Genomic DNA, 19,053 nt, shown 5'->3' with positions numbered 1-19,053 from the left:
CCGATCCCGCGACGTCGGCGTGTCCCGGCTCACCGTCTCGCGGTACGGGCGGCGCGGGTCGCCCTCCGGGCCGCCGCCTAGACTCGGGAGCGTGTTGAATCGGATCGACCTGCGCGGCGGGGTCCGTGACCCGCGCCGACTGCTGCCCCGTGCCCAGCTCGACGTGTCCGTGGCCGTCGAGCGGATCCGCCCGCTCGTCGAGGCCGTCCGTGACCATGGGTACCCGGCGATCCGGGAGGCCAGCGAGCGGTTCGACGGTGTCTGCCCGCCGGTGCTGCGGGTCCCGGCCGAGGCGATCACCGAGGCGGAGGGGACGCTCGACCCCGACGTACGGGCCGCGCTGCTGGAGTCGATCAGCCGGGCCCGTCGGGTGCACGCCGACCAGCGGCGCACCGACCACACCACCCAGGTGGTGCCGGGCGGCACGGTCACCGAGCGCTGGGTGCCGGTCGACCGGGTCGGCCTCTACGTCCCCGGCGGGCTGGCGATGTACCCGTCGACCGTGGTGATGAACGTGGTGCCGGCCCAGGTGGCCGGGGTCCGCTCGCTGGTGGTGGTCAGCCCGCCGCAGCTGGACAACGGGGGGCTCCCGGACGCCCGGGTCCTCGCCGCCTGCGCGCTGCTCGGCGTCGACGAGGTGTACGCCGTCGGCGGTGCCCAGGCGGTCGCCATGCTGGCGTACGGGTCGGCGGTCGACGCGGGGGGCACCCTGCACTGCGCGCCGGTCGACATGATCACCGGGCCGGGCAACATCTGGGTCACCGCCGCCAAGCGGTTGCTGCGCGGGGTGGTCGGCATCGACGCCGAGGCCGGCCCGACCGAGATCGCCGTGCTGGCCGACGACACGGCCGACCCGGCGCACGTCGCCGCCGACCTGATCAGCCAGGCCGAGCACGACCCGTTGGCGGCCAGCGTGCTGGTCACCCCGTCGGTCGAGCTGGCCGACGCGGTCGACCGGGAGCTGGCCCGGCAGGTGCCGGCCACCAAGCACGCCGAGCGGGTCGGCACCGCGCTGGGCGGGCAGCAGAGCGGCATCGTGCTGGTCGACGACCTGGCCGACGGGTTGCGGGTGGTCGACGCGTACGCCGCCGAGCACCTGGAGATCCAGACCCGCGACGCCCGCGACTGGGCGCTGCGGGTACGCAACGCCGGGGCGATCTTCGTGGGCCCCTGGGCGCCGGTGTCGCTCGGCGACTACTGCGCCGGCTCCAACCACGTGCTGCCCACCGGCGGCTGCGCCCGGCACTCGTCCGGGCTGTCCGTGCAGTCCTTCCTGCGCGGGGTGCACCTGGTGGAATACACCCGGGAGGCGCTGCGTGACGTCGCACCGCACGTGGTGACCCTGGCCACCGTGGAGGACCTGCCGGCGCACGGGCAGGCGGTAGCGGTGCGGTTCGCCGGGGAGGCGTCGTGACCACCCTCGACGACCTGCCGATCCGCGACGACCTGCGGGGCCGCTCGCCGTACGGGGCGCCGCAGCTCGACGTGGCGGTCCGGCTGAACACCAACGAGAACTCCTACGCGGTGCCCGAGCCGGTGGTGGAGGCGATCGGCAAGGCCCTCGCCGCCGAGCTGCGTGACCTCAACCGCTACCCGGACCGCGAGGCGGTGGCGCTGCGCGCCGACCTGGCCGGCTACCTCGGGCACGGGATCACCGCGGAGCAGGTCTGGGCGGCCAACGGCTCCAACGAGATCCAGCAGCAGCTGCTGCAGGCGTTCGGCGGGCCGGGGCGCAGCGCGTTGGGCTTCGTGCCGGCGTACTCGATGCACCCGTTGCTGGCCCTGGGCACCGGCACCCGGTGGGTCCCGGCCCAGCGGGGGGTCGACTTCGGGCTGACCGCCGACGAGGCGGTCGCCGAGGTCCGGGAACACCGCCCCGACGTGGTCTTCCTCTGCTCGCCGAACAACCCGACCGGCACCGCGCTCGACCCGGCGGTGGTCACCGCCGTGCTCGACGCCGCGCCCGGCATGGTGGTCGTCGACGAGGCGTACGCCGAGTTCGCCCGACCGGGCACGAGCGACGCCCTGGCGCTGCTGCCCGGCCACCCGAGGCTGGTGGTGACCCGGACCATGAGCAAGGCGTTCGGCTTCGCCGGTGGCCGGTTGGGCTACCTGGTCGCCGACCCGGCGGTGGTGTCGGCGGTGCAGCTGGTCCGGCTGCCGTACCACCTCTCGTCGCTCACCCAGGCCGCCGCCCGCGCGGCGCTGGCCCACCGTGACGCCCTGCTCGGCACCGTCGACGCGATCAAGGTGCAACGGGACCGGATCGTCGACACGCTGCGGGGCCGGGGTTTCCGGGTGGCCGACAGCGACGCCAACTTCGTGCTCTTCGCCGTCGGCGGCGACCAGGCCACCGCGTGGCGGACCCTGCTCGACGCCGGGGTGCTCGTCCGGGACGTGGGCCTGCCCGGCTGGTTGCGGGTCACCGCCGGCACCCCCGCCGAGACCGACGCCTTCCTCACCGCGATGGAGAAACTGTCATGAGTCGCACCGCCCGGGTGGAGCGGATCACCAAGGAGACCAAGGTCCTCGTCGAGATCGATCTCGACGGCACCGGCCAGGCCGAGATCAGCACCGGGGTCGGCTTCTACGACCACATGCTCCACCAGATCGCCCGGCACGGCGGCTTCGACCTGACCGTCCGCACCGTCGGTGACCTGGAGATCGACGCCCACCACACGATGGAGGACACCGCGCTGGCCCTGGGCGCCGCGTTCGACCAGGCGCTGGGCGACAAGGCCGGCATCCGGCGGTACGGCTCGGCGACCGTCCCGATGGACGAGGTGCTCGTCCGGGCCGCCGTCGACCTGTCCGGCCGCCCGTACGTGGTGCACGACGAGCCGGCGCTGTCGCCGTACATCGGGCCGGTCTATCCGACCAGCATGACCCGGCACATCTGGGAGTCCTTCGGCCAGTCGGCCCGGGTCACCCTGCACGTCGACGTGCTGCGGGCGGCCCGGCCGGGCGGCCACCCGGACGCCCACCACGTGGTGGAGGCCCAGTTCAAGGCGGTTTCCCGGGCGCTGCGGGAGGCCACCGCGCTCGACCCGCGCAACGCCGGTGTGGTGCCCAGCACCAAGGGCGCGCTGTGACCGGCGCGGTCGCCTCCGGTTCCGCCCGGCACTGCCCGTCGCGGGTCGGCCGACCAGGGGGGTGGCGCTGATGGGCCCGGTGCTGCCGACCCTGCTGCTGATCCTCGCCGGCATCCTCGTCGGTGGGGCCTGGTCGTTGTACCGGCAGGACGCGCCACGCGGTGCGATCGTGGTCACCGGGCTGCTCGCCGTGCTGGCCACCGTCGGCGGGGTGCTCTGGCTGCTACCCGGGGAGGGCTGATGGGCGCGCACGGCACCGGCAAGCGGATCGTGGTGCTCGACTACGGCTCGGGCAACCTGCGGTCGGCCGAGCGGGCGCTGGCCCACGCCGGGGCGGACGTGACCGTCACCGCCGACCTGACCGCCGCCGCCGATGCCGACGGCCTGGTCGTGCCGGGTGTCGGCGCGTACGCGGCCTGCATGGCCGGGATCGAGGCGTCGGGTGCCGGCCCGGTGATCGCCGAACGGGTCACCGCCGGCCGCCCGGTGCTCGGCATCTGCGTCGGCATGCAGGTGCTCTTCGCGCACGGTGACGAGCACGGGGTGGTGACCAAGGGGCTGGGGCTGCTGCCCGGTGGGGTGACCCGGCTGCCCGCCGACCGGTTGCCCCACATGGGCTGGAACACGGTGACCCCGCCGGACGGGTCGGTGCTCTTCGCCGGGTTGCCCGCCGACAGCCGGTTCTATTTCGTGCACTCCTACGGGGTGCTCGACCAGGCGTCGTTGCGCGAGGCGGGCGCCCGGGTCACCACCGCCCATCACGGCACGGAGTTCGTCGCCGCGGTGGAGTGGGGCCCGCTGTCGGCGGCCCAGTTCCACCCGGAGAAGTCGGCCGAGACGGGTGCCGTGCTGCTGCGCAACTGGCTGGCCACGGTTGACTGAGACGCGCGGCGGCACCGGGTCGGGTGTGCGGTGAGTAAGGAGCGGGCCCGTCGGCGGGCCGTCCGGGAGGCGGAGGCGGCCCGCGACCGTGTCGTACGCCAGCGCAAGTTGGCCCGTCGGCAGCGTCGCCGCGCCCTGGTCCGTCGGGTCACCCCGCAGTGGCGGCGGGGCCGGACGGGCCGGTTGGCCCGGCGCAGCCGGGGGGAACGGGCCGCCATCGTCGGGTTGACCGGCGCGGCGCTGGTGCTGATCTGGGTGTTCGTCGACGATCTCGCGCTGCGGGTGGCGCTGGTCGTGCTGTTGCTGCTGGTCCTGCCGGCGATCGTGGTGATCGCCCTGGACCGTCGGATCTGACCGAGGAGTAGGAAACGTGAGCCTGACCCTGTTGCCCGCTGTGGACGTCGCCGACGGCCAAGCCGTCCGGCTCGTGCAGGGCGCCGCCGGCAGCGAGACCGCCTACGGCGACCCGCTCGACGCGGCGCTGGCCTGGCAGAACGACGGGGCGGAGTGGATCCACCTGGTCGATCTGGACGCGGCCTTCGGCCGGGGCTCCAACGCCGCCCTGCTGGCCGAGGTGGTCGGCAAGCTGGACGTGCGGGTGGAGTTGTCCGGGGGCATCCGCGACGACGCGTCGCTGCGCGCGGCGCTCGGCACCGGGGCGGCCCGGGTGAACATCGGCACCGCCGCGCTGGAGGACCCGCAGTGGTGTGACCGGATCTGCGCCGAGTACGGCGACCGGGTGGCGATCGGTCTGGACGTGCGGGGTCGTACCCTCTCGGCGCGGGGCTGGACCCGCGACGGCGGTGACCTGTGGGAGGTGCTGGCCCGGCTGGACGCGGCCGGTGCGTCCCGGTACGTGGTGACCGACATCACCAAGGACGGCACGATGCGCGGGCCGAACCTGGACCTGCTGCGTGAGGTCTGCGCCCGTACCGACGCCCCGGTGATCGCCTCGGGCGGCGTGTCGACCCTGGACGACCTGCGTGCCCTGGCGACCCTGGAGCCGGCGGGTGTGGAGGGCGTGATCGCCGGCAAGGCGCTCTACGCCGGTGCGTTCACGGTGGCCGAGGCGCTTGCCACGTTGCGGGTGGCCGGGTGACCGACGTGGCCGGGCCGGACGACGCGACCGTCACCCGGCTCGGCTCGGGCGGCCCGTGGGAGACGGTGTACGGCTACTCCCGGGTGGTCCGGGCCGGTCGGTCGGCTTGGACGGCCGGCTGCACGTCGACCGTCGACGGGGTGGTGACGCACGTCGGCGACGCCGCCGCGCAGACCGCCCAGGCGCTGCGGATCGCCCTGGCCGCCCTGGCCGAGGTGGGTGCGGGTGCCGCCGACGTGGTGCGGACCCGGCTGTACGTGACCGACCGGCTCTTCCTCGACGAGGTCGGCCGGGCCCACAATGCCGTTTTCGGCCCGGTCCGGCCGGCTGCGACGCTTGTCGTCGTCGCCGGGCTGGTCGATCCGGACCATCTGGTGGAGGTCGAGCTGGAGGCCTACCTGCCGCCGTCCTGACCCGCCGTCCCGGCCTGTCGCCCTGACCCGCCGTCCCGGGCCGTGGCGCTGACCCGTCCCGGCCCGTGGCGCTCCCCGTGCCGGCCCGCCGCCGGGGGGAGACCCGGGTCACTTCCGGCCAGATAAGTTGTGCGCAATTGAATTGCGAGCTACGTTTTCCCGGTGAGTGACCATCTGGTGTTGCGTGATCAGGTCTGCTTCGCGCTCTATGCGGCCTCCCGCGCGCTCACCGACGTCTACCGCCCCATCCTCGACGAGTTCGGGCTCACCTACCCGCAGTACCTGGTGCTGCTGGTGCTGTGGGAGCGCGACGACCCGCCCACGGTCTCCGAGCTGGGGACCGCGCTGCGGCTCGACTCCGGCACCCTCTCCCCGCTGCTCAAACGGCTGGCGGCGGCGGGCCTGGTGGTCCGCACCCGCTCCGCGCTCGACGAGCGACGGGTTGAGGTGGGGCTGACCGCCGACGGCATGGCCCTGCGCCAACGGATGACCGACGTGCCGTTGCGGGTGGCCTGTTCCACCGGGCTCGACGAGGCCGAGCTGGTCGCGTTGCGCGACACCCTCACCCGGGTCACCGAGACGATCCACCGACAGAAGGAGCAGTGATTCCCATGCAGGTTCTCTACACCGCGTCCGCGACCGCCACCGGCGACGGCCGGGACGGCCACGTCCGGACCTCCGACTCCACCCTCGACCTGGACCTGGCGATTCCGAAGGAGATGGGCGGCGCAGGTGGCGCGGCCAACCCTGAGCAGCTCTTCGCCGCCGGCTACGCGGCCTGCTTCCACTCCGCGCTGCGCGTGGTGGCCCGCCGGGCCAAGGCCGACGTGACCGGCTCGGTCGTCGAGGCCGAGGTCGGCATCGGAGCGAACGGCAGCGGCGGCTTCGGTCTTGCCGTCACCCTGGTGGTGGACCTGCCGGCCGTCGAGCGCGCCGCCGCCCAGCAGCTGGTCGAGGCCGCCCACCAGGTCTGCCCCTACTCGAACGCCACCCGGGGCAACATCGAGGTGGCGCTCACCGTGCGCGAGGCCGCTGCGGCCTGAGCGCCGCAGCAGACCACCACCATCGCGTACGAGAGGACGAACCGGATGACCAGCAACCGTGAGATCCACCTGGCCTCCCGCCCCCAGGGGTGGCCGACGGCCGACAACTTCCGCCTCGTCGAGACCGAGGTGCCCACCCCGGGCCCGGGGCAGATCGTGGTCCGCAACCAGTTCATGTCGGTCGACCCGTACATGCGTGGCCGGATGAACGACGTCAAGTCCTACGTGCCGCCGTACGCCCTGGACGCGCCCCTCGACGGTGGGGCGGTCGGCGAGGTGGTGGCCGGCGGGGCCGACGGGATCAGCGTCGGCGACACCGTGCTGCACGGGCTGGGCTGGCGGGAGTACGCCGTGCTCGACGGCCGGTCCGCCCGCCGGGTCGATCCGGACGTCGGCCCGGTCAGCGCCTACCTGAGCGTGCTCGGGATGACCGGGCTGACCGCGTACGCCGGGCTGCTCGACGTGGCGGCGATGCGGCCCGGGGAGACCGTGTTCGTCTCCGGCGCGGCCGGCGCGGTGGGCAGCATGGTCGGCCAGATCGCCAAGCTGCGGGGCGCCGGCCGGGTGGTCGGCAGCGCCGGCTCGCCGGCCAAGGTGGCCCGGTTGACGGAGCTCGGCTTCGACGCCGCGTTCGACTACCACGACGGTCCGGTCCGCGACGCGCTGAAGGCCGCCGCTCCGGACGGGGTCGACGTCTACTTCGACAACGTCGGCGGCGAGCACCTGGAGGCCGCCATCGGGGCGATGAACCTGCACGGTCGGGCCGCGATCTGCGGCATGATCGCGCAGTACAACTCGGCCGAGCCACCGGCCGCGCCCCGCAACCTGGCGCTGGTCATCGGCAAGCGGCTCACCCTGCGCGGCTTCCTGGTCGGCGACCACGGCGACCTGCGCGAGCAGTTCGTCACCGAGGTCGCCGGCTGGCTGCGCGAGGGCCGCCTCTCCTACGACGAGACGATCGTCGACGGCCTCGACAACGCCCCCGAAGCGTTCCTCGGCCTCCTCCGCGGCGAAAACCTCGGCAAAATGCTCGTCCGCCTCTAACCCTCCCTCCCCCTCCTCTCCGCCCCCTCCTCCCCGCCCCCGCCCCCGCCCCGGCATCGGTGATCAAGAGGTTTGCGTCACCTTTGGAGATCGAACTGACGTAAACCTCTTGATCACCGGGGAGGTGGCGGGGTTGGTGGGGAGGTGGGGTTGGGTGGGCGGGGCAGAGGGGTGGGGCGGGGGCGTTGGATAGGCTCGGCGCATGACGGTGGCGGTACGGGTGATTCCGTGTCTGGACGTGGACGCCGGTCGGGTGGTCAAGGGGGTCAACTTCCTCGACCTGCGCGACGCCGGTGACCCGGTGGAGCTGGCGGCGGCGTACGACCGGGCCGGTGCGGACGAGTTGACCTTCCTGGACGTCACCGCGTCCTCGAGCGACCGGGGCACCATGCTCGACGTGGTGCGCCGGACCGCCGAGTCGGTCTTCATCCCGCTCACCGTCGGCGGTGGGGTCCGGCAGGTCGCCGACGTGGACACCCTGCTGCGCGCCGGGGCCGACAAGGTCGGGGTGAACACCGCCGCCATCGCCCGACCCGAGCTGATCGCCGAGATCGCCGACCGCTTCGGCCGGCAGGTGCTGGTGCTCTCGTTGGACGTCCGGCGGGCACCAGCCGGCACCACCCCCAGCGGTTTCGAGGTGACCACCCACGGTGGCCGCCGCGGCACCGGGCTCGACGCGGTCGAGTGGGCGGCGCGCGGGGCCGAGCTGGGCGCGGGGGAGATCCTGCTCAACTCGATGGATGCCGACGGCACCAAGGCCGGCTTCGACCTCACCCTGATCGAGGCGGTCCGCGCGGTGGTCGACGTGCCGGTGATCGCCAGCGGCGGCGCCGGCCGGGTGGCGCACTTCCCGCCCGCGATCGGCGCGGGGGCCGACGCGGTGCTCGCCGCCAGCGTCTTCCACTTCGGCGAGCTGACCGTCGGCGAGGTCAAGGACGCCCTGCGCACCGCCGGGCACCCCGTCCGCTGAACGCAGCGCCGGGCACTGTGTCGGCTGAGCGCACCGCCGCCGGGCACCCCGTGCGCTGAGCGCACCGCCGCCGGGCACCCTGTCCGCTGAGCGCACCGCCGCCGGGTCGCCCCGTGCATCCGGTCGGCGCACTGCTCCTGCGGGTCGGGTGGCTCAGCGGCCGGTCTGGCCCTCCGGGGAGCGGCGCGGGGCCGGGATCGACCGGACCACGTACTCCTGCACGGCGGCGGCGTGGTCCTCCTCGGGCAGGTGCCACTGCGCGCTGCCCGGGGCGTGTCGCCGGGTGAGCACCCCCTGCATGCTGTCGACCGTGCCGCCCACTCCGGCCCGGGGCCGGGTACGCCAGAGCTGCTCGCCGTCGGGGGTGATCCGGAACCAGCCGTCGGAGACGGTGACCAGCCCCGCGCCGACCAGCCGCTGGACCGCTGTCTCCACGTCGTGCCGTTCGGGTATCGCCTGGTTGAGGTGGTCGGCGGTGGACAGCACGTCAGTGAGCCGGACCCCTTCCGGGCGGCGCGAATCAGCCGCGCGGCGGTGCCGTCCGGCGCCGCTGGCGATCACCAGTGACACGAAGATCCAGGCGTCCGTCCAGCGCCACGCATTCTCCCCCATGCACGAATGATGCCTGTAGGTGTCCGTTGAGGAAACACCTACTTCCCCCCTGTTCTGTCAGCGCAGCTCAGCGTGGTCACCCCCGGACCCTCGGCAGGCGGTTTCGCCGGGAACCGTTGTCCGGGGCCGGAAAACCGGTGCCCCCGGGGACGCCGGAACGGCGGACACCGGTGACCCGGTGGCTGGGCTCGGGGGCGGCGGGGAAGCCGACACGGGTGGCCCGGCGACGGGTGGCCCGAGGGTCGGTTCCGGATGGTCCCGTCGGCCGGGCTCCGCAGGCGGCGGCCCGGAGACCTGCGGCCTGGGGACCTGCGGTCCGGGGACCTGCGGCCCGGAGAGCTGCGGTCCGGGGACCTGCGGCCCGGGGTCCGGTTCCGGGTGGACCGGTTCCGGGTGGACCGGTTCCGGGTGGACCGGTTCCGGGTGGACCGGTTCGGCGGGGACGGCGAAGCGGGGGATGAAGAACTGGGCCAACGGGCCGATGCCCAGCGCGTACGCGACGGTGCCGACGCCGACCGTGCCGCCGAGCAGCCAGCCCAGGGCCAGCACGGTGATCTCGATGACGGTGCGGACCAGCCGGACCGAGCGGCCCGGCCGGCGGGCGACGTACCCGGTCATCAGGCCGTCGCGGGGGCCGGGGCCGAGCCGCGCGCCGAGGTAGAGGCCGGTGGCGGCGCCGTTGGCGACGATGCCGCCGAGCAGCAGGCCGATCCGGGCGGGCAGCGGCCACCCGGCCGGCAGCAGGGCCACCGTGGCGTCCACCACCAGTCCGATCACCAGTACGTTGCTGATCGTGCCGAGGCCCGGCCGTTGCCGCAGCGGGATCCAGAGCAGCAGCACCACCGCGCCGACGGCGATGGTCACGGTGCCGAACGACAGGCCGGTCTGCCGGGCCAGCCCCTGGTGGAAGACGTCCCACGGGTCCAGCCCGAGCCCGGAGCGGATCATCATGGCCATGCTGACCCCGTAGAGGACCAGCCCGGCATAGAGCTGGGTGAGCCGCCGGGCGGGGCGGTGCCGGAGATTGCCAATCAGAGCCATGCATGCCACTCTAGAGTCCAATATCACCCACAGAAGAGCCAATTCCGAAGGGGTGGCCGTGACCAGCCAGGTGCGAGGGGTCCAATTGGCCCGGTTGCTCGGACAGTGGCACGCGCTGCCGGGCCGTCGCCGCAGCCCCGACTACGCCGCGCTCGCCGCCGCCGTCCGGGGCCTGCTCGCCGACGGCCGGCTCCCCCTGGGGGTACGCCTGCCGGCCGAGCGGGAGCTGGCCGAGGCGCTGCGGATCAGCCGTACCACGGTCACCGCCGCGTACCGGCAGTTGCGGGATAGCGGCCACCTGGCCAGCCGGCGCGGCGCGGGGAGCTGGACCATGCTGCCCGGCACCCACCGGGTCGCCAGCACCGGCCTGTGGACCCCGCTGGACGACCGCGACATGATCGATCTCGGGGTGGCCGCGTTGGCCGCCCCATCCGAGCTGGTGCCGGCCGCCCGAGCCGCCGTGGAGGACCTGCCGCGTTACCTGTCCGGCGCGGGCTACCACCCGACCGGCATCATCGAGCTGCGCGAGGCGGTCGCCCGGGCGTACACCGAGCGGGGGTTGCCGACCAGCGCCGAGCAGATCATGGTGACCAGCGGCACCCAGCACGCGCTGGATCTGGTGCTGCGGCTGGCCCTCGCGCCCGGCGGGAACGTGCTGGTCGAATCGCCCACCTACCCGAACGCGCTCGCCGCGTTGGCGGCCCGGCGGGCCCGGATCAGCACCCACGGGCTCGCCGTCGATGCCGGCTGGGACGCCGACCTGCTGCTGGGCAGCGTGCGGCAGACCCGGCCCAAACTGGCCTACCTGATCCCCGAGTTCCAGAACCCCACCGGCCACCTGATGCCCGCCGAGCTGCGGGAGCGGCTGGTCGCCACCGCCCACGCCGCCGGCACCGACCTGGTCGTCGACGAGTCGTTCGTGGACCTGCCGTTGGACGGCACCCCGCTGCCCCCGCCGGTCGCCGTCTTCGACCGGCACTCCCGGGTGATCTCCATCGGGGGGATGAGCAAGCCCTACTGGGGCGGTCTGCGGATCGGCTGGGTACGCGCCTCCGCGCCGCAGGTGCAGCGGCTGGCCGCCGCCCGGGTCGGGGTGGACATGGCCAGCCCGGTGCTCGACCAGTTGGTGGCGGTGCACCTGCTCGCCCAGGCACCGGCGATCGTCGCGGCCCGCCGTGCGCAGCTCGTCACCCAGCGGGACGCCCTGCTCGACGTGCTCGCCGAGCGGCTTCCGGACTGGCGGGTCGGGGTGCCCCGTGGGGGCGTCACGCTCTGGGTGGAGCTGGACGGCCCGATCTCCAGCGCCCTGGCCCGGGCAGCCGAGGAGGTCGGCGTACGGCTGGCCCCCGGTCCCCGGTTCGGCCTCGACGGCACCCTGGAGCGCTTCCTGCGACTGCCCTTCACCCTGCCCGCCGCCGACCTGGTGGAGGCGGTCGGGCGGCTGGCCGCGATCCGCTACGACCTCGACCGGGGTGCCGGCCGGGCGCGCTGGCGGGAACCGGCAGTGATCGCCTGACGGCCCGCCCCGGGGACTGACGGCGGTCCCGGTCGGGACGAACCGGCCTGATCGGCGGGCGTCGGCTGGGAGACTGCCGGAGTGGGCAGCCCGCAGTGGTCGCGCGGGGTCCGGCTCGGTGCGCCCGGCTCCCGGACCACCCGGCTGGAACTCTTCTACGACCTGGTCTTCGTCTTCGCCTTCTTCAACGTCACCGCGCTGACCTCCCAGCAGCCCACCGGCACCAACCTGCTGCGCTGCCTGCTGGTGCTGGGGCTGCTCTGGTGGTGCTGGACCGGGTTCGCGGGCGTCGGCAACGTGGTCCGCGCCGACCAGGGGCTGTTGCCGGTGGTCGGCTTCGTCACCATCGCCGCCACCTTCCTGCTGGCGTTGAGCATGCCGGGGGCGTTCAACGACCGGCCCGGTGGGCTGAACGGCCCGTTGGTCTTCGTCGGCTGCTACCTCCTGGTCCGGGCCTGCCAGTTGGCCGTCTTCGGGCTGCTCGCCCGGGGCGAGGCGGCCCGGTGGCGGCAGTGGCGGCGGCTCGCGGTGCTGCCGGTGGTCGCCGCCGCCCTGCTGGTCGCCTCCGCGCTGCTGCCGCGCCGGATCTCCGGGGACGGGGCCGCCACCGCCCTGCAACTCACCCTGTGGACGGCCGCGCTGCTGCTGGAGTACGCGGCCGGGGTGCGGCTGGGCGGGACGTACTGGGTGGTGGTCTCCGCCGGGCACTGGGCGGAACGGCACGCCCTGATGGTGCTGATCGCGCTCGGCGAGTCGATCATCGCGCTGGGGGTCGGCCCGAAGTTCGTCACCGGCCTGCCGCTGACCTGGCCGGTGGTGATCGCCGCGGTGCTCGGCATCGCCGTGGCGTCGGTGCTCTGGTGGGCCTACTTCGACACCCTGGCGCTCGCCCTGGAACAGGCCCTGCACCGCAGCCGGGACCCGGCACACCGGGCCCGGTTGGCCCGGGACGCCTACACCTACCTGCACCTGCCGATCGTCGCCGGGGTCATCTTCTTCGCCCTCGGGCTCAAGGACCTGCTGACCGAGGTGGCCGACCCGGACAACCCGGACTGGGGGGTGCCGCTGGGTGGTTACTGGGTGCTGGTGCTCTACGGCGGGGTGAGTCTCTACCTGCTCAGCCTCGTCGCCTGCGGGCTGCGGGCGCTGCGGGTGCTGCGCTGGCCGCCGGTGCTGGCGGTGCTGGCGCTGGCCGCGCTCGCCCCGGTGGGGGCCCGGGTGTCCGAGGTGGGCGCGTTGGCCCTGCTGGCGCTGGTCTGCGTCGCCCTGGTGGTGGTGGAGACCCGGGGGCAGGGCCGGCGTCGGCACCGGGTACGCCAGCTGGCCCTGGCGGAACAGGAAGCCGCCGAGGCCGAGCAGAGCCGGTGGCGTCGCGAGCACCTGTGACCGGTCGACGGCCGTGTCCCGGGACGGGGGGACACGGACGTCGACCGGCCCGGACCGCTCAGATCTCGGCCAGGCTGCCCGCGTACATCCGGTCGATCTCGGCGGCGAAGTTGCTCTCCACCCCGCGTCGTTTGATCTTCAACGACGGGGTCATCTCGCCGTCCTCGATGGTCAGGTCGCGGGGCAGGACGGTCACCTTCTTGATCGTCTCCCAGCGGTTGAGCTTGGTGTTGAGCTGGGCGACGTGCTCCTCGACCATCGCCCGGGCCTCGGGCGAGGCGACGATCTCGGCGTAGTCGCGCCCGTCGAGCGGGCCGCCCGCCGCCCAACCCCGGATCGCATCCGGGTCCAGGCTGACCAGCATGGTGCAGTAGTTGCGGGCCTGACCGATCACGATCGCCTGCGAGGTGTAGGGGCAGATCGCCTTGAACATCCCCTCGATGTGCGACGGCGCGACGTACTTGCCGCCGGAGGTCTTGACCAGGTCCTTCTTGCGGTCGGTGATGCGCAGGTAACCGTCGTCGTCGAGGCTGCCGATGTCCCCGGTACGGAAGAAGCCGTCCTCGGTGAACGCGGCGGCCGTCTCCTCGGGCAGGTTGTGGTAGCCGCGCATCACCGGCCGGCCCCGGACCAGGATCTCCCCGTCGGTGTCGATCCGGCACTCCAGGTCGCCCATCGCCCGGCCGACCGTGCCGATCCGCAACCCGTCGGGCGGGTTGACGAAGTTGCCGGCGCTGGTCTCGGTCAGGCCGTACCCCTCGGAGATGGGCAGGTTCGCCGCGGCGAAGAAGGTGGCGATCTCCGCGCTCAGCGGGGCCGCCCCGGAGACGAGCACCCGGATCCGGCCGCCGAGCCGGGCCTGGAGCTTACTGAACACCAGCTTCTCGGCCACCGCGTACCTGAGCTTCAGGCCACCCGGCACCGGCCGGCCGGCCTGCTCCAGGGCGATCTTCTCCTTGCCGACCGCGACGGCCCAGGCGAAGATCTTCGCCTTCGCGCCGCCGGCGTCCTGCGCGGTGGTGACCGCCTTGTTGTAGACCTTCTCGTAGACCCGGGGCGCCCCGCACATCAGCGTCGGCCGGATCACCGACAGCAACTCGACCAGCTTGTCCACCCGCCCGTCGACGTAGGTCGGCAGTCCGACGTGTGTCGAGCCGCAGAGCAGCGTCTTGCCGAACGAGTGCGACAGCGGCAGCCAGAGGTACTGCACGTCGTCGTCGCGCAGCAGACCCGTCTCGGCCTGCACCACCCCCTCCCAGCACCAGCCGCCGTGCAGCAGCTCGACGCCCTTGGGCCGGCCGGTGGTGCCCGAGGTGTAGATCAGCGTCGCCAGGTGATCGGGGCCGACCGGGGCGATCAGCCGGTCGACCAGGCCCGGGTCGGCGGCGAGCGCCTGCGCGCCCTGCTCCTCCAGCTCGGCCAGGGTCAACTGGGGCACGGCGGCGGCCGGGTCGGGGGTGCCGTCGAAGAGCACCACGTGGGTCAGCGCGGGCAGTTGCGTGCCCGCGACCTTCGCCGCCTGGGCCGGGTTCTCCGCGAACAGCACCCGGGAACCGGAGTCGGCGATGATGTACGCCGCGTCCTGCGGCTCGGTGGTGGGGTAGACGGTGGTGGTCGCCCCGCCCGCGCACATGATGCCGAAATCGGCGATGATCCACTCCAGTCGGGTGTTCGCCAGGATCGCCACCGGATCCTCCAGCCCGACCCCGAGCCCGTGCAGGCCCGCAGCGACCGCGTCGGCCCGCCGGCCTACCTGGGCCCAGGTCAACCAGACCGGGCCGGAGTCGTCGGGTGCCGGATGGGCGAAGGCGTGCTGGTCGGGGGTCGCGGCCACCCGCTTACGGAACATGTCGGGAATGGAGCGGTACGGGATATCGAGAGCCATCGTGGAAGCCGCCTTCAGGGGTGGGTGACGTGACGGGGGTCACGTCGCGCTGCGGTTACCGAAGGGTATTGCCTGCGCCGGGGCATCGGCTAGCCCCCGTACCTGTGAGGCGGCTGAATCCCCGCAGAGGTGGCCGGTGACCGCTCCCCGGGCCCCGCAGGTGCGGCGGCCGGGTCAGGCGTACCGGTCCGCCCGTGCCGACCAGTCGTAGGTGGCGCGCAGCCACGAGCGGCGGGCCGCCAGGTAGGGCGTCAACGCGGGCCCGCCGTGCGCGACCAGCGCCGCCTCGCGAACCAGGTAGTCGGCCAGCCCGTCGTTGAACCACCCGGCGGCCAGGCGGAAGGCGGCCGCCTCACCCCGCCCGGTCTGCGCGGCGAGGACGGTCACCAGGTTGTGCGGGTCGGCCACCGGACCCTGCTCCTTGCGGTAGGAGAACAGGTCGTTGCACCAGCAGACCAGGTCGACGGCGAGGTCGTCCAGCGCGACCACCGCGGGGTCGACCCGCCTCCGGGCGCCGGGCAGTCGACCGTACGCCAGATCGGTGAGGGCCAGGCTGGGGCGTACCCCACCGGTGTGCCGGCGCATCTGGCGGTACTCCGCCACCCCCGGCACCCGCCGGTGCTCCCGGTTCGCCGCCTCCCACAGCAGCGCGAGCAGGTACGCCCGCAACTGGCTGACCAGCCGCAGCAGCAGCGCGGGGCGGCGCTGGTGGCCGACCCGGCGGCACAGGTCGGCCAGGGCGGCACCGAGCGCCCCGCCCGGTGCGCCCCGGCCGGTCGGGGCCCCGTGCCGGTCGAGGACGTCCAGCAGCGCGGCGACGGTCGGCGCGAGGGTGGCCGGCGTGCTGCCCAGCCCGTCGTCGTCGCAGACGTCGTCCACCACGAACAGCCAGGAGAACAGGTCGGTGAGCAGCCGCAGGTGCGCCACCGACGCCTGCGGGCAGGCGCGGCCGGCCAGCTCGGCGGCCCCGGCCCGGTGCAGCCGGCCCGCCGAACGACCCGCCCCGACCAGGCCCTGCCGGTGGGCCCACTCCAGGCTCGCCGCCGCCACCGCGTCGGTGGCGGCGTGCCGTCGGCTGACGAAGGGTGGTTCGAGCAGCGCCGAGACGTCGAAGCTTCGCATGGTTTCCCCAGTCGGCCACCCCACCGGTGGCGTTGCCGGAGAGTACGCCTGGGGAATCGACACAGATCATTGCCGATGGCGGTCGGGGCGGTCGAGTCGACCGCCACGGCAGAAGGTGACGGGAACGGCACAACGGGTGACCTGCCGGCGCGCGGGTGCTCGCCGGCCGTGCGGTCCGGTGCCCGGACGGCACGCGGGTGCGGGCCGGGGCGCCTACATCCCCAGCTGGGCGGTACGCAGCCGTTCGGTCAACGCGGGCGGGCCGTCGAGCTGGACCCGGGCCACCCGTTGCCGGCCGGAGAGGAACAGCACCAGCTCACCGGGGGAGCCGACCAGGCGTACCCGGTCACCACCCCGGCCGGTGGCCACCTCGCCGTGCCCCGGCGCCTGCACCAGCAGACTGGCCGGGAACCGGCGGGCCCGGGTCCGGGCGAGCAGGGCGACCGGCTTCCACAACCGGGCGGCCAGCCCCGCCGGGAGGTCCCGGGGGTGCCACCCCGACCGGGCCCGCCGGACGTCCTCGTGGTGGATGAAGAACTCCATCGTGTTGGCCAACTCGTCGGTGAGCGGGTTGCTGACCGGGCTCCACACCGGCGGCCGGCGCACCTGGTCGACCAGCCCCGGCCAGGGCCGGGCGGCCGTGCGCAGCCGCACCCGCTCGGCGTACCCGTGCAGAGGTGGCAGCAGGATGCCACCGGCGGCGTCGGGGCGGCGCTCCCGCACCACCAGGTGGGCGGCGAGGTCCCGGGCGGTCCACCCCTCGTTGATCGTCGGGGCGTCCGGGCCCACTTCCAGCATCAGGTCGGCGAGCGCCTCGCGCTCCGCTCGGGCGTACCGCGGCATGCAGCGATCGTAGGACGGTCGGCCGCAGTCGGCGCGGCGAGCGACCCTTCCCACCTGCCCCGCGCGGTCCGGCAGCGCCGTCCGGCGGGCCGGCGGCCCGGGTGCGGTGTGGTGGCGCGGTCTTCGACGTGATGGTGGACATACCGCGCCGGGCGGCGTAGGTGGCGGCGAGCGGTAAGGATAAGGGAGATAATTGCGGCTTACGGCGGGGGAGAGCGTGGCGAGCGGGACGAGTCGGGACGTGATCCACCGGGGGTTGTGGGTCCTCGGCCGGGCGATCCGGGAACAACCGCGGATCTTCGCGGTGGCGGTCGCCGGTAGCGTGCTCTTCGGCGGGCTGGTGATCGTCAGCGCGTACGTGGTCGGCGCGGTCGTCGGCGACGTGGTGGTGCCGGCGATCGAGTCCGGCGAGGTCGGCACGAGCACGCTGGCCCTGGCCGCCGTGGCGTTGTTCGGGATCAGCGTGCTGCGGGTGGTGGGCATCTTCGGCCGTCGGCTCGGCGCCGGTTACATGCAGTTCCGCCTCCAGGCCGCCTACCGCCGCCGGGTGACGCGCCGTTACCTGGAGCTGCCGCTGTCCTGGCACCACCGCAACTCCACCGGCACGTTGCTGTCCAACGCCAACTCCGACGTCGAGGCCGCCTGGTATCCGATCGCGCCGCTGCCGTTCGCGGTGGGCACGCTGGTGATGCTGGTCGGCGCGGTCGGCTCACTCTTCGTCACCGACTGGGCGCTCGCCCTGGTCGGGCTGGCCGTGTTCCCCGCCCTGTTCGCGCTCAACGTGGTCTACTCCCGCCGGATGGCCCCCCGCCAGGCCCGGGCGCAACGGCTGCGGGCCGAGGTCAGCGGGATCGCCCACGAGAGCTTCGACGGCGCGCTGGTGGTCAAGACCATGGGCCGGGAGGCCCAGGAGACCGCCCGGTTCGCCGGCCGGGCCCACGAGCTACGCGACTCGCTGATCTCCGTCGGCCGGCTGCGGGGGGTCTTCGATCCGCTGCTGGAGACGCTGCCCAGCCTCGGCACCCTGGCCGTGCTCGTGGTCGGCACGATCCGGCTGCGGCAGGGTGCGATCACCGTCACCGAACTGGTCAGCGTCGCCTTCCTCTTCACCGTGCTGGCCTTCCCGGTGCGGGCCATCGGCTGGGTGCTGGCCGAGCTGCCCCGCAGCGTGGCCGGGTGGGACCGGGTCAGCCGGGTACTCGACGCCACCGGCGAGATGCCCTACGGGGACGTCACCCTCGCCGACGACGCCACGCCCGCCACCCTCGCCTTCGACGGCGTCCACTTCGGCTACGAGCCCGCCGAGGCGCACCTGCCCGGGACGTCTGTGCTCGGCGAGGTCGCCTTCACCGTGCCCGCCGGGCGGACGGTGGCGCTGGTCGGGCCGACCGGCGCCGGCAAGTCCACCATCGCCTCGCTGGCGGTCCGACTGGTCGACCCGGATGCCGGCACGGTCACCCTCGACGGGGTGGACGTGCGCCGGCTCACCGCCGCGTCACTCGCCTCGACCGTCGCCCTGGTCGCCCAGGTGCCGTTCGTCTTCGACGACACCGTCCGGGCCAACATCAGCCTGGACCGGCCGGGCATCGACGACGAGGACGTCTGGGCGGCGCTGCGGCTGGCCGAGGCCGACGGTTTCGTCGCCGCCCTCCCCGACGGGCTGGACACCATGGTCGGGGAGCGGGGCACCTCGCTCTCCGGCGGCCAACGACAACGTCTCACCCTGGCCCGCGCGCTGGCCGGCCGGCCCCGGCTGCTGGTGCTCGACGACGCCACCAGTGCGGTCGACCCGCGGGTCGAGGCGGCCATCCTGGCCGGGCTGCGCGCCCCGGCACCCGGCCAGCCGGCAGCCGCGTCGATCCTGGTGGTGGCCTACCGGCGGGCGACCATCGCGCTCGCCGACGAGGTGATCTACCTGGAGCAGGGCCGGGTGCTGGCCCGGGGCACCCACACCGAGCTGCTGGCCAGCGTGCCCGGCTACGTCGACCTGGTCACCGCCTACGAGCAGGCCGAGCTGGAACGCGAACAGAACCGGACGTACGACGAGGTCGCCCCGCTGCCGTCGGGCCTGGAAATCGAGGTGGACCGGTGAGCGCGAGGAGTGG

Annotated in this window: 19 protein-coding genes and 1 pseudogene; 15 read left to right on the top strand and 5 right to left on the bottom strand. The window is 73.9% G+C overall.

All coding sequences use genetic code 11. The features are described from left to right. The first annotated feature begins 91 nt into the window (after positions 1 to 91). The 12 genes from hisD to hisF all read left to right on the top strand — a co-directional run bounded on the left by hisD (position 92) and on the right by hisF (position 8,543). On the top strand, positions 92 to 1,414 hold the full coding sequence (gene hisD / locus AB0K25_RS04835; RefSeq protein WP_208569717.1) for a histidinol dehydrogenase: 1,323 nt from the start codon (positions 92 to 94) through the stop codon (positions 1,412 to 1,414). Continuing rightward, positions 1,411 to 2,484 (top strand): histidinol-phosphate transaminase, encoded by a 1,074-nt coding sequence (locus tag AB0K25_RS04830; protein ID WP_219463904.1) that lies wholly within the window; start codon positions 1,411 to 1,413, stop codon positions 2,482 to 2,484. Before hisD ends, AB0K25_RS04830 begins: the two co-directional genes overlap by 4 nt. After that, the gene (hisB, locus tag AB0K25_RS04825) at positions 2,481 to 3,092 is read left to right on the top strand and encodes an imidazoleglycerol-phosphate dehydratase HisB (RefSeq protein WP_219463902.1); all 612 of its coding nucleotides are present in this window, start codon (positions 2,481 to 2,483) and stop codon (positions 3,090 to 3,092) included. Before AB0K25_RS04830 ends, hisB begins: the two co-directional genes overlap by 4 nt. 70 nt (positions 3,093 to 3,162) lie before the next feature. After that, on the top strand, positions 3,163 to 3,333 hold the full coding sequence (locus AB0K25_RS04820; RefSeq protein WP_168222542.1) for a hypothetical protein: 171 nt from the start codon (positions 3,163 to 3,165) through the stop codon (positions 3,331 to 3,333). Beyond that, positions 3,333 to 3,974: an imidazole glycerol phosphate synthase subunit HisH gene (gene hisH, locus AB0K25_RS04815; protein ID WP_219463899.1), complete on the top strand. Its 642-nt coding sequence runs from the start codon at positions 3,333 to 3,335 to the stop codon at positions 3,972 to 3,974. The genes AB0K25_RS04820 and hisH overlap by 1 nt, the downstream gene beginning before the upstream one ends. A 30-nt stretch (positions 3,975 to 4,004) precedes the next feature. Continuing rightward, a complete protein-coding gene (locus tag AB0K25_RS04810; protein ID WP_091237477.1) occupies positions 4,005 to 4,328 on the top strand; it encodes a hypothetical protein in 324 nt (107 codons plus the stop codon). 16 nt (positions 4,329 to 4,344) lie between these two features. Beyond that, positions 4,345 to 5,073, top strand: a complete 729-nt coding sequence (gene priA, locus AB0K25_RS04805; protein ID WP_219463896.1) for a bifunctional 1-(5-phosphoribosyl)-5-((5-phosphoribosylamino)methylideneamino)imidazole-4-carboxamide isomerase/phosphoribosylanthranilate isomerase PriA — start codon at positions 4,345 to 4,347, stop codon at positions 5,071 to 5,073. Then, positions 5,070 to 5,486 (top strand): Rid family hydrolase, encoded by a 417-nt coding sequence (locus AB0K25_RS04800; protein WP_208569712.1) that lies wholly within the window; start codon positions 5,070 to 5,072, stop codon positions 5,484 to 5,486. The genes priA and AB0K25_RS04800 overlap by 4 nt, the downstream gene beginning before the upstream one ends. 162 nt (positions 5,487 to 5,648) lie before the next feature. Continuing rightward, complete coding sequence (locus tag AB0K25_RS04795) at positions 5,649 to 6,092, top strand: MarR family transcriptional regulator (protein WP_363818464.1); 444 nt, start codon at positions 5,649 to 5,651, stop codon at positions 6,090 to 6,092. Positions 6,093 to 6,097: 5 nt separating this feature from the next. After that, entirely contained in the window at positions 6,098 to 6,529 is a 432-nt protein-coding gene (locus AB0K25_RS04790; RefSeq protein ID WP_244253193.1) for an organic hydroperoxide resistance protein, read from the top strand. 45 nt (positions 6,530 to 6,574) lie between these two features. After that, complete coding sequence (locus tag AB0K25_RS04785; protein ID WP_219463891.1) at positions 6,575 to 7,573, top strand: NADP-dependent oxidoreductase; 999 nt, start codon at positions 6,575 to 6,577, stop codon at positions 7,571 to 7,573. Between the two features lie 202 nt (positions 7,574 to 7,775). Then, positions 7,776 to 8,543, top strand: coding sequence for an imidazole glycerol phosphate synthase subunit HisF (gene hisF, locus AB0K25_RS04780; RefSeq protein ID WP_208569708.1), 768 nt, complete (start codon positions 7,776 to 7,778; stop codon positions 8,541 to 8,543). A 153-nt stretch (positions 8,544 to 8,696) separates the two neighbouring features. Here the strand turns inward: hisF and AB0K25_RS04775 are convergent, their stop codons facing one another. Both AB0K25_RS04775 and AB0K25_RS04770 read right to left on the bottom strand, forming a co-directional pair. Then, positions 8,697 to 9,155 (bottom strand): hypothetical protein, encoded by a 459-nt coding sequence (locus AB0K25_RS04775; protein ID WP_208569707.1) that lies wholly within the window; start codon positions 9,153 to 9,155, stop codon positions 8,697 to 8,699. Positions 9,156 to 9,590: 435 nt separating this feature from the next. Beyond that, positions 9,591 to 10,196 (bottom strand): annotated as a pseudogene (locus AB0K25_RS04770) (hypothetical protein); the annotation flags it as partial. A gap of 58 nt (positions 10,197 to 10,254) precedes the next feature. Between AB0K25_RS04770 and AB0K25_RS04765 the strand changes: the two are divergent. Both AB0K25_RS04765 and AB0K25_RS04760 read left to right on the top strand, forming a co-directional pair. Continuing rightward, a complete protein-coding gene (locus tag AB0K25_RS04765; RefSeq protein ID WP_363818460.1) occupies positions 10,255 to 11,712 on the top strand; it encodes a PLP-dependent aminotransferase family protein in 1,458 nt (485 codons plus the stop codon). Positions 11,713 to 11,793: 81 nt separating this feature from the next. Further along, entirely contained in the window at positions 11,794 to 13,098 is a 1,305-nt protein-coding gene (locus AB0K25_RS04760) for a low temperature requirement protein A (protein WP_219463887.1), read from the top strand. A 58-nt stretch (positions 13,099 to 13,156) separates the two neighbouring features. Here AB0K25_RS04760 and AB0K25_RS04755 read toward each other — a convergent pair whose 3' ends face one another. From AB0K25_RS04755 to AB0K25_RS04745, 3 genes are all read right to left on the bottom strand, one after another. Next, entirely contained in the window at positions 13,157 to 14,983 is a 1,827-nt protein-coding gene (locus AB0K25_RS04755; RefSeq protein ID WP_208569704.1) for a long-chain fatty acid--CoA ligase, read from the bottom strand. Between the two features lie 174 nt (positions 14,984 to 15,157). Next, the gene (locus AB0K25_RS04750) at positions 15,158 to 16,105 is read right to left on the bottom strand and encodes a terpene synthase (RefSeq protein ID WP_219463886.1); all 948 of its coding nucleotides are present in this window, start codon (positions 16,103 to 16,105) and stop codon (positions 15,158 to 15,160) included. 213 nt (positions 16,106 to 16,318) lie between these two features. Continuing rightward, entirely contained in the window at positions 16,319 to 16,948 is a 630-nt protein-coding gene (locus tag AB0K25_RS04745; RefSeq protein WP_219463884.1) for a TIGR03085 family metal-binding protein, read from the bottom strand. Between the two features lie 217 nt (positions 16,949 to 17,165). Between AB0K25_RS04745 and AB0K25_RS04740 the strand changes: the two genes are divergently transcribed. After that, positions 17,166 to 19,040 (top strand): ABC transporter ATP-binding protein, encoded by a 1,875-nt coding sequence (locus AB0K25_RS04740; protein ID WP_363818457.1) that lies wholly within the window; start codon positions 17,166 to 17,168, stop codon positions 19,038 to 19,040. Positions 19,041 to 19,053: the final 13 nt, after the last annotated feature.

This window comes from Micromonospora sp. NPDC049257 (genome assembly GCF_040678915.1).
Classification (GTDB): Bacteria; Actinomycetota; Actinomycetes; order Mycobacteriales; family Micromonosporaceae; genus Micromonospora; species Micromonospora antibiotica.
Note: the sequence above shows the minus strand (reverse complement) of the source record. Positions and strands in the feature narration are given on the sequence as shown.